Raw genomic sequence first — 11,811 nt, 5'->3', positions numbered from 1 at the left:
TCAGTGAGACTTGACATGCGTCCCTTTTCCACTTTCGCGGTTATCGGTCTGCTCCTGGCATTGCTATTTCCGTCGGCATCGACCGAAGCGCAGTCGGCACCGCCGCGGCGTCTAACGCAAGACGGAATCCTAGTCGCGATTCATAACCAGGCCCCGTGGGGATATGTCGACAAGGCTGGCGCGGTAGTCGGGTTTTATCCGGATCTGATTCGGGCCGTTTTCGGCCCCGAACTGATGAAGAAAATTCATTTCAAGGTGGTGGACTGGCCCGCGCTAATCCCAAGTCTCGTCGCTCACAGGGTGGATATGGTGGCCTCCGGTATGGCAATAACCCCCCAGCGCTGCAAGCAGGTCGCTTTCAGCAGCCCGGATGTCGCGATCGGCGATGGGGTATTGGTACGAGCTGGCAATCCGCTGCGCATCCATAGCTATGCAGATATGGCAGCAAACCAAGCGATCAGAATGGGCGGAGGGCGCGGAAGTACAAACACGGAAAATGCGGTCAAAGCAGGCGTTCCGAAGGACAGGATGCAGCTATTCGATGTCGAGACCGGCGTCGCGGCGCTGAAGTCTGGCCGCATAGACGCGTTGACCGTATCGACCGCAACTGCGATTGCGGTGTTGGCGGGTTCCAATGAAAAAGGAATAGAGCGAGCGCTTCCCTTCACCGGCTATATCGAGAGTGGCCGTCCCGCTTTGAGTTACGCAGCCGTGGCTTTTCGACTTGAAGATCACGACTTACTTGATTTTTATGAAACGGAGCTGAGAAAACGCCAGTTGGATGGCACGGTTTCAAAAATCAGCAGCAGATATGGCTTTTCCCCGGCGGAAATGGCTCCGTCGAGTTTAACAGCGGATGCTATCTGCTCTGGAAACGCTGAGGAGAAGCAGGAATGAGTTTTTTGATGGTCTTTCTCGGAATTTTCAAAGGTTTCGAAATTACAGCAATCGTCACCTTTGTCGGCTTAATGTACGCAGTCCCATTTGCTCTGCTATTTGGCGTTCTGCAGACTTTTTCGCGTGGTACGTGGCACGGGGTCGTCACTGCAGTTATTGAATTCTGGCGGAGTTCGCCAGCAATCATACTTTTATACGCATTTTACTATTCGCTTCCGGCGTTTGGTATCAACCTCTCAGCCATCACGGTTGGCGCAATGGTGCTGGGGCTGAACATTGGCGCCTACGGAAGTCAATCGGTCAGAGCCGCGTTGCAGTCCCTCGAGCGGGGTCAGGCGGAGGCCGGTATGGCGCTCGGCATGGATCGATTGAGTGTCCTGTGGTTTATTGAATTTCCTCAGGCGATTACTTCAACTATTCCCAATTTTATAAATCTAACGATACAACTTATTAAGGGAACAGCACTCGTCTCGCTCATCACATTGAGTGACATGACCTATCGCGCGAAGGAGATATCGCAGATTCAGTACAACCCGGTGATGGTCTACACCGCGCTGGTGCTGGCGTACTGCATCGTGTGTTATCCCGTGACTATTCTTGGCCGGCGGCTTGAGCGGACTCTTGGAAAAAAGAGGCAGGCAATCAATGAACTTTGATCTCGCGTTTGCGATTCATATCATCCCTCGAGTACTCGATGGTATTGGCAACACCCTTCTTACGGCAATTATCAGCTGTGTTGGGGCGTCCGTGCTTGGTTTCTTGTGGGAGATGCTTCGAAGGTCTTCTAAGGTCATGCGCCATGTTACGTCGATTGCTATCGATCTCGTTCGGTGCACGCCGGTTCTGGTGCAGCTGTATTTCATGTTCTTTGTCCTTCCCTATTACGGAATTGAGTTGCCTGCGATGGTCGTCGGCGTTTTGGGACTGAGCTTGTACTTCTCTGGTTATCTCTCTGAAGTCTTCAAGTCGGGGATCGATGCCATCCCTAAAGGACAGGTCGAGGCGGCGAAGTCTCTTCAGTTGAGCCGCATCGACACGATAGCCTTCGTTGTCGCACCACAAATGCTGCGCAACATCGCCGCGCCGATGGGCAGCTACTTCGTATCAATTCTGAAAACAACGCCAACGCTAGCCGTTCTGGCAGTTCCGGAAATGTTGGGTAGCGCATTCGATGTCGCATCAGACACATACCGCTATGCCGAGCCGATGCTGGTGGCAGGAATCGTGTTCCTTGGGCTGGCATTGCTTGTCACTGCGCTGGTGCACAGGCTTGAGAAACGGCTGTTCCTTTCGAGCCGGCGCTAACAACCATCTAGGGGGCATAATGCAAACGCTTAGGAAGATTGAATTTGAAACGGCTCCGGCTAACGAAGCCAAAGGTCGACCTGCAATCCAGATTTCTCGCCTGAGTAAGTGGTACGGGAAATTCCAGGTTTTGAGAGATGTAAATCTGACCGTGACCACGGGCGAGCGCATCGTCATTTGTGGGCCGTCCGGTTCGGGTAAGTCAACACTGATCCGCTGCATCAACCAGCTTGAGAAGCATCAGGCCGGTCAGTTGGTTGTCGACGGAACGGAGATCGGAGCGAAGCCCGGAGCGAAGGGCAGAAGCCTCACGGCAGTCCGGCAAGATATCGGCATGGTGTTTCAACAGTTCAATCTGTTTCCCCACCTTACCGTACTTGGCAACTGCATGCTTGCACCAGTGCGGACAAGGAAGTACTCAAAGCATCAAGCGAGGGAAGCTGCGCTTCGCCATCTGGACAAAGTACACATTGCAGACCAGGCGAACAAGTATCCGTCACAATTGTCCGGTGGTCAGCAGCAGCGAGTAGCGATCGCTCGAGCGCTGTGCATGGAGCCCAAAATCATGTTGTTTGACGAGCCGACTTCCGCTCTGGATCCGGAGATGGTAAATGAAGTGCTTGAGGTGATGACAGCGCTTGCCCGCGACGGTATGACGATGCTGTGTGTGACGCATGAGATGGGTTTCGCCCGAAGAGTGGCGGACCGAGTGATCTTCATGGACAAGGGCGAGATTGTCGAAGACGCAACGCCGCAAAAATTCTTCGACAACCCGGACAACGAGCGTAGCCGACGGTTCCTCTCGCAGATCGTCCACTGAGCGGGGCTGTCGCTCAGAGGGTGTGCAGACATTAAGGATATGGGGATAATTGCGATGGCCATGGCCACAGAAAGAGCGAGTCCAAAGGGCATGATTTCGTCAAGCCGCTCGCTTCACGAGAGCGTCAGAGCTGAGATCAGCAAACGGATCGAAGACGGCTTTTATCAGCCTGGCGACGCCATTGCGTCTACTGCGCAGATGAGCGAGGAGTTCGGAGTCAGTGCGATCACGATCAAGCGTGCTATCCGCGATCTTCAGTCGGCGGGCGTACTTGAGTCTGTGCCGGGAAAAGGCACGTTTGTCAAAGAGAAGAGGCGCTTCATCCGGGAGCTGGACGTCTGGATGTCTTCGATGGACAACGCACGCCGACTCGGCTTCGAGCCACGCATGGAGCTTGTCTCGATCACAAAAGAAAGGATCGCGGATCCCACGCTTGCGATCTTCGGGCCTCCTGACAACGTCTATCTGTGCGTGAGGAAGATCATCTATGCCGATGAGCAACCCATCATGTACGACGCTGCATACGTTCCGACGTCGGTGCCGGATGAGATAGCCGACGAGTTCGGAGAGCACTTTATTGTCACTGCCCTGAATCGGCATGACGTCGCGGTAAAAGACATGTCTCTGATTATCGATGCTGCTCCCGCGTCGTCAGGGGCGCAAAAGATATTCGCCATCCCGAACACATATCCTATGTTGCGTCGCCTGTATCACATAAGTACGGAGAGGCCAGGAATCGATGTATTCGGAGTTGTCGAGTCACCGTTTGATCGGCTCGCATGCTCGATCAACCTGTCCACGGAAGCGATATCGAGAATGGAGAAAAAATGATGACGGAAGCTAGGCGTATTAGTGACACTAACGTGGGTATAACATTGCCGCCTGCCCCCGATGTCCCGTTGGCTGAACTGGAACAGCGGCTCAGCCGTGTCCGTTACGAGATGGAGCGTAATCAGTTAGACGCGATCGTGCTAACAGACATCAAAAACGTCCAGTATTTTACGGACTTCTTCACGCTCTCGTGGATGTACAAGGCAAGGCCGGTGTTCGCATTGCTGACAGCGGGCGATCTAATCGTCATAGGCAGCAAGACCGAACAGAAGAACATCAGCCACAGGCCACGTTCGTTCAATGCCGTCTACTATCACGGATATCTTAGCGAGGGTGTAGCGGCTCTGTCGGAAACCATTCAAGCGCATTTCAGTGGACGGACGGTCCGCCTTGGAATTGACTACGGTCAGGACATGACCGGCCTTGGCTCGCTCGAAATGATCACCACGTTGAGTGGTTTGAGCGCGGGAGGGAAAGTAACCGATGCAACGCCCACGTTGTGGAAGGTGAGGCTGATCAAGTCGGATTTCGAAGCGAATCTGAAGAAGACTGCCTTCGCCATTGTGAACGACGCTTTCGATCGAACAATTGCCGACGCGTATCTTGGCATGACGGAAATCGAGCTATATCGTCGGATGCAAGCACAGATGTTTCTGAACGGTGCCGAGAAGGCCGACCCGATTGCTATGCTTTTCGCGAAGGGCGATTTCGTTTATAGCCGGCCCCCCAGCGAGCGGAGATTAGAAAAGGGCCATTATGTCTGGACAGACTTTCGGGCGACCTACGGAGGCTACCCGGCTGACAGAAACCGGACGGCTCGGGGCGGTCAGCCGTCGGACTGGGAAATCAAGACGTACTCAGCTGTCCGCGAACTGACCCATACACTGTGCCGCTCTGTAAAGGCCAGTATGACGTGCGCAGACGTCTACGCTAACTTTGCCAGTATGTGGAAGGAACTCGATGTGGGGCAGGTGTACACGGCGGTAACCCGGATTGGCCATGGCGGCGGCTTCGATGTAACCGAGCCGCCTTCGCTGTCAGCGACAGATACAACGGTGATTGAGCCGGGAATGATTTTCCACATTGAACCGAAGCTGGAGCGTGAAGGCGCCGTTTTCCAGTTCGAAGAAGTAGTTTATGTCCGCGAAAATGGGATCGAGTTCCTCAGCGAACTGTCACCCGCGGCCATTCCTGTCATCAGCTAATCAACTCGATAATATGTCCACTCCCACCCGTATCTGGTCGCCTATCAGTTTTGAGAAAGAGGGCAAACAGACTGGCTCGTTGCGTCTGCCTATTTCCAGTGATCTCTCAGCGTATGGCTGGATCCCGATTCCAGTAGTCTGTCTGAAAAATGGCAAAGGACCTACCGCTGTTTTGTTTGCCGGGACCCACGGAGACGAGTACGAAGGTCAGATAGCGCTGTTTGAACTCGCGCGGGAAATTTCTCCAGACGATGTCAATGGCAGAATCATTATCCTTCCCTCGCTCAATTTTCCGGCTGTTGAGGCGGGGCGGCGTGTGTCGCCCATGGACGATGGCAATCTCAACCGTGTTTATCCGGGCAAGGCTCACGGCACGCCGACAGAGATGATCGCGCATTATGTTACGTCGGTTCTGCTGCCAATGGCGGACCTGGTTGTCGACCTTCACTCCGGTGGAAGGTCGCTGGAATACGTTCCATGTGCGCTGATCCGCCCATCAGCCGACGCCGAGCGGCACGCGCGATTGATGCAGCTCGTCAGTGTATTTGGCGCGCCAGTTAGCTATCTTACGGACGGTAAAGGTGGTGGAGGAAATACGACATTGCCCGCTTCCGCTGAAGCGCAGGGAGTTCCTGTCATTACCGCTGAACTAGGCGGCGGTGCGACGCTCCAGCATATCGGGAAGCAGATTGCTAGCAACGGGGTTCGCCGCCTCTTGCATCATATGGGCATCTATCGAGACGACTCGCTTGATGTACCAGCGCCTACGCGATTCACGGAGGTGCCGACGCGTGACTACTTTGTATATGCAGATGACGACGGGCTATTCGAACCCGCCGTTGCGGTTGGAGCTGACGTGGTCGCGGGGCAGCTGGCAGGGTATCTCCATTCCATCCATCGCCCTACGTCCGCTCCGGTAGAGCTGTGTTTTCCTGTAGAAGGCATGGTGGCATGTCGTCGCTTTCCCACGCTGACGAGGCGGGGAGATTGCCTTTTCGGTCTAATGAGAGATTTGCATTAAATCCGTAGGATTACAAAATATGAATTCCATGGGATAGCGTACTGGCCGCGCCCATGGAGCCAAATCATAGAGAGGCATGAGATGAAAAGTGATTCAAAATGGCGCTGTGCTTTCCTTGTTGCACTGTTTACTCTTGCGTTGAGCGCGTCCGTTAGCTCCGCCCGAGCTCAGACGCTTGGTGACCAGGTAAAGAACGATGGAACCGTAACGATCGGGGTTCACAACCGTTGGCCGTGGGGATACAAGACGGACTCGGGGGAGGTCACTGGACTTTATCCTGATGTATTTAAGGCTGTGACAGACGGCATGGGCGTCAAAAAAGTGGGCTTCATCGTGATGGATTTTGGCGCGCTCATCCCGAGTCTGCTGTCCAAGCGGATCGATGCGGTCGCCTCCGGTATGGCTATCACGCCTGCACGCTGCAGGCAGGTCGCCTTCTCCGACCCTTTTCAGGCGAATGGCGACGCGTTGCTAGTGAAGAAGGGAAATCCGCTCAAGATCCACAGCTACGCCGACATAGCGAAGAACCCGGCCATCCGTATTACTGACATCAGGGGGGCTTCTACCACTGAGAATGCCGTTGCTGCAGGCATTAAGCGCGATCGTATCCAGCTCTACCCGGATATCGAATCGGGCTTAGCTGCACTTCTTGTGGGGCGCTCTGATGCGCTAATGATGGGGCAGGCGACCGCGATCGGCCTGCTTCGCGATCAGAATACCGCTGGCGTCGAACGCGCAATGCCTTTCACTGGGTACGTCGGACCGAATGGCCAGGAAAAAATGAACTATGGAGCGATCGCGTTCAGGCCAACTGACGTGGACTTTGTGAAGCTTTTCAACGAAAGTCTCGCGAAGCGGAAAGCTGACGGAACTATCGCGAAGATTATGGAAAAGTACGGATTCAGCAAGGATGACATTCCGTCAATTAATGTCAAGGCTACGCATCTTTGCGAAGCTACAGAGTGACGAACGAGTGAGTGAGCTGAGGCTTAACCCTGCCTCAGCCGCTAAGCACGCGAGGTATTGAATGACGAATCAATCTGAATCTCAGGCGCCGCAGTGGGTATCCGTACCCTATGAGCTCACCACCGGAATCGGCAGTCGCGCGCACATAGGGATGGTGGTGATTTCTAATGACCAGACACTCTCGCACGAAGCGAGAGCAATGCTGTCCCTTCCCGGTATCGCCTTGTATGAAAGCCGCATTCCGACCGCCCGGGGCAGCGGTCAAGCCGTCTCAAAGGACACGCTGAGGCAGCAGGCGGATAAAATCGGCACCGCGATCAAGCTGATAAACTCCATGCGCCCGTCTGACGTCATTGCTTTGGGCTGCACATCGGCCGCAATGGTGATCGGGCAGTCAGAACTCGAACGTCTGGTGCGAGAGGTTCACCCAAGCGCACTCGTAACAGACCCTTTCCGTGGAATTAAGGCTGCACTGAAGGCACTAAAATCCAAGAAGATTGGATACGTCTCTCCATATCCCCAAGACGTTGCATCAGATATGGTGCACGCATTGGAAGACATCGGAATGGACGTGACCTCAGTTTGTACGTTTTCCAATCCTACCGGTTTTATCGGTGATGAAGCACCTTTCATTTCGCCAGAAAGCGTTGCTGACGGTATTCGAAAGGCGGTCCATACTGCAGAAGCGGACACTATTGTCGTTGCGTGTACCCAGATGCGGGCTGCGCAAGTCATCGACGCACTCGAACGAGAAACGGGAAAGCGAATCATTTCCTCGAATCAGGCGTTGTGCTGGCATGCCCTGAGACTTGCTGAATGCGATGATGCAGTCACCGGCTGGGGCCAACTCTTTCACCTGGGGATAGGAGATTAGGCGCTGATCGAAAGACGCAGCTCTGAACTGTGACAAATGTCTGGCTAGTTGCTTCAGTGTTCTTTGCGAATATCCAGCGCAAGAACCGAAAATCCGCGCCATTCGACTCGGATCTTGCGATCGCAGTCGACGTGTGAGTCGCGCTAGACCAGCCGAGCTTGCGGGCGCTACCCAAGTCGTGATTTCTTTGAGATTCAAGAAGGACCCTTTGCTTTCGCGGCACGAGACTGATGACCCGCAGTGTCACGTCTTTTCCCGAGACTGCGGGCGCCGCGCGTACCCTGTGAGCGAAAACGCGGGAGAAGTCCGATGTCAGTTTGCGATTGCACAGAGCTATGCCTTTCGATTGCCGTGGGGCTCACTTGATCCGGCGGCCGCATTGCCGTAACACACTCCCAGCACGCAAGGATAGACATCGACGAATAGACATTCGTTGCAGCCTCTTTAGGTCCATTCCTGACGGACCGCGTCGCCGCTCGGGAGCACTAGGCCTGCAGTCGGAAGCGGCAACGCGGTCTTATAACGCACTTGTTTGAGCGCAAAGCTGGAGCGGATGTTTGATACACCGGGTATCTTCGTCAACCATTGCACAATAAAGTTCTCAAGGCTCTGCATGTCGGGCACCACAACCCGCAGCAGATAGTCTGCATCCCCTGTCATTAGATAGCACTCCATAACCTCGGGCCGATCTGCGATCTCCTTCTCAAAGACGTAAAGCACTTCTTCCACCTGTTGTTCCAGGCTGACCTGAATGAACACATTGATACGCAATCCGAGCGCACCGGCGTCGAGGAGGGTGACGTGTTGCCGGAATAAGCCGAGCTTTTCAAGTGCGCGTACGCGATTGAAGCAAGGAGTGGGTGACAGGTTAACCGCGCGTGCGAGCTCAGCGTTCGTGATGCGCGCGTTGTCCTGCAACTGGCGGAGGATTGCGATGTCGGTGCGGTCCAAGCGGCGGTTCGGGTGCTTTGTTTCGGATGTCATAGTATGGGAATCTGATGCGAGGCCTTGTTTCCAGAATTTATACCCTATCTGAACTGAAAACTACCAGCAAAAGAGACGCACATTTTGTGAAGAGATAGCTAAGCTCTTCTGACACGTTCGAACTGCCCGATTCAAACCGCACGAGTATCGAACCTCACTGTTTACCCTGGAGTCGCCATGACCGATTTATCGAACGGTGTTCAGCCCGTTCTCGCCCTCACTCAAACCCGCATCGACAACGATCCGCAGGAGACTGCCGAGTGGATCGCCGCACTGGATGGCGTGGTGGAGCATGTCGGGCTCGAGCGCGCCCAGTATCTTTTCGACCGCCTTGCCGCGCATGCATTGTCGAGCGGCATTGCAACGGCGCGTGCGAATGTCACGCCCTATACGAACACAATTCCGGTCGACCAGCAGCCGCCGTTTCCAGGCGATATCGATACCGAGGAGCGACTTGCCGCCGCGTTACGCTGGAATGCGCTCGCGATGGTTGTGCGGGCGAACCGCGCGTACGGCGAACTCGGTGGACACATCGCGAGCTATGCATCGGCAGCCGATCTTTTCGAAGTCGGTTTCAATCATTTCTTTCACGGTGCGAATGATGCGCAGGGCGGCGACCTCGTCTACTTCCAGCCGCATTCGTCGCCGGGCGTGTACGCGCGCGCTTTTCTTGAGGGCTTCCTGAGCGAGGAACATCTTGAGCACTACCGTCGCGAGATCTCGGGCCCAGGCTTATGTTCTTATCCGCATCCCTGGCTGATGCCTGACTTCTGGCAGTTTCCGACGGGCTCGATGGGCATCGGGCCAATCAACGCGATCTATCAGGCGCGCTTCATGCGTTACTTGCAGAATCGTAGCCTGCTGAAGACGGAAGGCCGTAAGGTCTGGGGCTTTTTTGGCGACGGCGAGATGGACGAGCCAGAATCGATCGGCGCATTGTCGCTCGCGGCACGCGAGGGGCTCGACAACCTGGTCTTCGTGATCAATTGCAATCTGCAGCGGCTGGACGGGCCCGTGCGAAGTAACGGTCGCATCATCGACGAGCTCGAAGCGCAATTTACGGGCGCGGGATGGAACGTCATCAAGGTCGTGTGGGGCTCCGACTGGGATGGCCTTTTCGCACGCGATCGCACCGGCGCCTTGTTACGCGCATTTGCGCATACCGTCGATGGACAGTTTCAGACCTTCTCAGCCAACGATGGCCTCTACAACCGCGAGCGCTTCTTCGGACAGAACGAGGATCTGGCAGCGCTTGCCGCCCATCTGAGCAACGACGACATCGACCGCTTGCGGCGGGGCGGCCATGACGTGCGCAAGCTGTATGCGGCGTACGACAAGGCACTGAAGCATAGGGGTCAGCCCACGGTCATTCTCGCGAAGACAATGAAGGGCTTCGGCATGGGTTCGATCGGCCAGGGGCGTATGACGACGCACCAGCAGAAGAAGCTCGACGTCGAACAACTGAAGGAGTTTCGCGACCGGTTCCGTTTGCCTCTTTCAGACGAGGATGTCGAGCAGATGCGGTTCTATAAGCCGGCGGATAGCAGTCCGGAAATGCGGTATCTGCATGCTCGACGAGCTGCACTCGGCGGGTATCTGCCCCGGAGACGAACAGCGGCGTCGCAGACGCTGACCGTGCCGGCAATGTCGGCCTGGGGGCAATTCGCGCTGGATGCCAACGGTAAAGAGATGTCTACCACGATGGCGATCGTGCGGATGCTCGGTAGCCTCTTGAAAGATGTGTCGCTTGGGCCGCGCATTGTTCCCGTCGTCGCCGACGAGGCACGCACGTTCGGTATGGCGAATCTGTTTCGCCAGGTCGGGATCTATTCGCCGCTCGGGCAACTGTATGAGCCGGAAGACATGGGCTCGATGCTTTACTACCGGGAAGATACTGGCGGACAGATACTGGAAGAGGGCATCTCGGAGGCTGGCGCTGTGTCGTCGTGGGTCGCGGCGGCAACTTCATACAGCGTGCACGATCTTCCGATGCTGCCTTTCTACATCTATTACTCGATGTTCGGCTTTCAGCGCATCGGCGATCTGATCTGGGCGGCCGCAGACCAGCGTGCACGTGGCTTTCTGGTTGGCGCCACTGCGGGCAAGACGACGCTCGGTGGCGAGGGATTGCAGCATCAGGACGGCACGAGCCATCTGGTGGCTTCAACGGTACCGAACTGCCGCGCATACGATCCTGCATTCGCCTACGAGGTGGCCATGATCGTGGACGAAGGCATGCGCGAAATGATCGAACGGCAGCGCGACGTATTCTATTACCTGACCGTGACGAACGAAAACTATGCGCAGGCTTCGCTCCCCGGTGCACCCATCGAAAGCGTTCGCGAGGGCGTGCTCAAGGGGATGTATCCGCTTGACTCCGCATCGCTCGAACGGGCCGAGGTCCAGTTGCTCGGCTCGGGCGCGATTCTGGGTGAAGTGCAGGCGGCGGCGCGCATCCTGAAGGAAGACTGGAATATCGAAGCATCAGTATGGAGCGTGACAAGCTTTACCGAGTTGCATCGAGACGGCGCCGCAGCCGAGCGCATCGAGCGTTTGGTCGTAGAGGATCAGAGCACTGCTCCGTATGTGACGTCTGCGCTGTCTACCTCCCACGGACCCGTGATCGCGGCGACAGACTATGTTCGCGCCGTGCCAGAACTCATCCGCGCGTACGTGCCTCGCCGCTACGTGACGCTCGGTACGGATGGCTTTGGGCGCAGTGACACCCGAGCGGCGTTGCGAGCCTTCTTCGAAGTCGATCGGAATTCGATCGCGATTGCTGCGTTGAAAGCACTTGCGGACGACGGTGCAATCTCGGCCGATATCGTTAGACAGGCCGTTGATCGCTATGGCAAGCGAGACGAGCACAGAGCCGCGCCGTGGCAACGGTGATCCGCACTACGTGGAG

Annotated in this window: 11 protein-coding genes; 10 read left to right on the top strand and 1 reads right to left on the bottom strand. The window is 55.7% G+C overall.

The features are described 5' to 3' along the window. Positions 1–15: 15 nt before the first annotated feature. The 9 genes from OKW39_RS43260 (at position 16) to OKW39_RS43220 (ending at position 7,919) form a co-directional block, all read left to right on the top strand. A complete protein-coding gene (locus tag OKW39_RS43260; protein WP_429565584.1) occupies positions 16–897 on the top strand; it encodes a transporter substrate-binding domain-containing protein in 882 nt (293 codons plus the stop codon). Then, positions 894–1,553, top strand: coding sequence for an amino acid ABC transporter permease (locus tag OKW39_RS43255; RefSeq protein WP_121311341.1), 660 nt, complete (start codon positions 894–896; stop codon positions 1,551–1,553). The genes OKW39_RS43260 and OKW39_RS43255 overlap by 4 nt, the downstream gene beginning before the upstream one ends. Further along, the gene (locus tag OKW39_RS43250) at positions 1,543–2,202 is read left to right on the top strand and encodes an amino acid ABC transporter permease (protein WP_429565583.1); all 660 of its coding nucleotides are present in this window, start codon (positions 1,543–1,545) and stop codon (positions 2,200–2,202) included. The genes OKW39_RS43255 and OKW39_RS43250 overlap by 11 nt, the downstream gene beginning before the upstream one ends. Before the next feature lie 19 nt (positions 2,203–2,221). Further along, on the top strand, positions 2,222–3,022 hold the full coding sequence (locus OKW39_RS43245) for an amino acid ABC transporter ATP-binding protein (RefSeq protein ID WP_429565582.1): 801 nt from the start codon (positions 2,222–2,224) through the stop codon (positions 3,020–3,022). A gap of 54 nt (positions 3,023–3,076) precedes the next feature. Beyond that, positions 3,077–3,853: a GntR family transcriptional regulator gene (locus OKW39_RS43240; protein ID WP_429565581.1), complete on the top strand. Its 777-nt coding sequence runs from the start codon at positions 3,077–3,079 to the stop codon at positions 3,851–3,853. Then, the gene (locus tag OKW39_RS43235; protein ID WP_429565580.1) at positions 3,802–5,058 is read left to right on the top strand and encodes a M24 family metallopeptidase; all 1,257 of its coding nucleotides are present in this window, start codon (positions 3,802–3,804) and stop codon (positions 5,056–5,058) included. Before OKW39_RS43240 ends, OKW39_RS43235 begins: the two co-directional genes overlap by 52 nt. A 13-nt stretch (positions 5,059–5,071) precedes the next feature. Beyond that, positions 5,072–6,079 carry a succinylglutamate desuccinylase/aspartoacylase family protein gene (locus tag OKW39_RS43230; protein WP_429565579.1) on the top strand — a complete coding sequence of 336 codons (1,008 nt, stop codon included), beginning with the start codon at positions 5,072–5,074 and terminating at the stop codon, positions 6,077–6,079. 81 nt (positions 6,080–6,160) lie between these two features. Further along, positions 6,161–7,045 (top strand): ectoine/hydroxyectoine ABC transporter substrate-binding protein EhuB, encoded by an 885-nt coding sequence (gene ehuB, locus OKW39_RS43225; protein ID WP_429565578.1) that lies wholly within the window; start codon positions 6,161–6,163, stop codon positions 7,043–7,045. 61 nt (positions 7,046–7,106) lie between these two features. Next, on the top strand, positions 7,107–7,919 hold the full coding sequence (locus tag OKW39_RS43220) for a maleate cis-trans isomerase family protein (protein WP_429565577.1): 813 nt from the start codon (positions 7,107–7,109) through the stop codon (positions 7,917–7,919). Positions 7,920–8,363: 444 nt separating this feature from the next. On the opposite strand, the gene OKW39_RS43215 is transcribed toward OKW39_RS43220, so the two are convergent. Next, the gene (locus OKW39_RS43215; RefSeq protein WP_121311348.1) at positions 8,364–8,903 is read right to left on the bottom strand and encodes an Lrp/AsnC family transcriptional regulator; all 540 of its coding nucleotides are present in this window, start codon (positions 8,901–8,903) and stop codon (positions 8,364–8,366) included. Between the two features lie 177 nt (positions 8,904–9,080). Here OKW39_RS43215 and mdeB point away from each other — a divergent pair, with 177 nt between their 5' ends. After that, positions 9,081–11,795: an alpha-ketoglutarate dehydrogenase gene (gene mdeB / locus OKW39_RS43210; protein WP_429565576.1), complete on the top strand. Its 2,715-nt coding sequence runs from the start codon at positions 9,081–9,083 to the stop codon at positions 11,793–11,795. Positions 11,796–11,811 lie beyond the last annotated feature (16 nt).

This window comes from Paraburkholderia sp. MM6662-R1, from assembly GCF_050436245.1.
GTDB lineage: Bacteria > Pseudomonadota > Gammaproteobacteria > Burkholderiales > Burkholderiaceae > Paraburkholderia > Paraburkholderia tuberum.
Note: the sequence above shows the minus strand (reverse complement) of the source record. Positions and strands in the feature narration are given on the sequence as shown.

Excerpts from the sequence above, each read along its gene's own strand:
- OKW39_RS43260 (WP_429565584.1), top strand. The coding sequence starts at position 16 with ATGCGTCCCTTTTCCACTTTCGCGGTTATCGGTCTGCTCCTGGCATTG.
- OKW39_RS43255 (WP_121311341.1), top strand. The coding sequence starts at position 894 with ATGAGTTTTTTGATGGTCTTTCTCGGAATTTTCAAAGGTTTCGAAATT.
- OKW39_RS43250 (WP_429565583.1), top strand. The coding sequence starts at position 1,543 with ATGAACTTTGATCTCGCGTTTGCGATTCATATCATCCCTCGAGTACTC.
- OKW39_RS43245 (WP_429565582.1), top strand. The coding sequence starts at position 2,222 with ATGCAAACGCTTAGGAAGATTGAATTTGAAACGGCTCCGGCTAACGAA.
- OKW39_RS43240 (WP_429565581.1), top strand. The coding sequence starts at position 3,077 with ATGGCCATGGCCACAGAAAGAGCGAGTCCAAAGGGCATGATTTCGTCA.
- OKW39_RS43235 (WP_429565580.1), top strand. The coding sequence starts at position 3,802 with ATGCTCGATCAACCTGTCCACGGAAGCGATATCGAGAATGGAGAAAAA.
- OKW39_RS43230 (WP_429565579.1), top strand. The coding sequence starts at position 5,072 with ATGTCCACTCCCACCCGTATCTGGTCGCCTATCAGTTTTGAGAAAGAG.
- ehuB (WP_429565578.1), top strand. The coding sequence starts at position 6,161 with ATGAAAAGTGATTCAAAATGGCGCTGTGCTTTCCTTGTTGCACTGTTT.
- OKW39_RS43220 (WP_429565577.1), top strand. The coding sequence starts at position 7,107 with ATGACGAATCAATCTGAATCTCAGGCGCCGCAGTGGGTATCCGTACCC.
- OKW39_RS43215 (WP_121311348.1), bottom strand. The coding sequence starts at position 8,903 with ATGACATCCGAAACAAAGCACCCGAACCGCCGCTTGGACCGCACCGAC.
- mdeB (WP_429565576.1), top strand. The coding sequence starts at position 9,081 with ATGACCGATTTATCGAACGGTGTTCAGCCCGTTCTCGCCCTCACTCAA.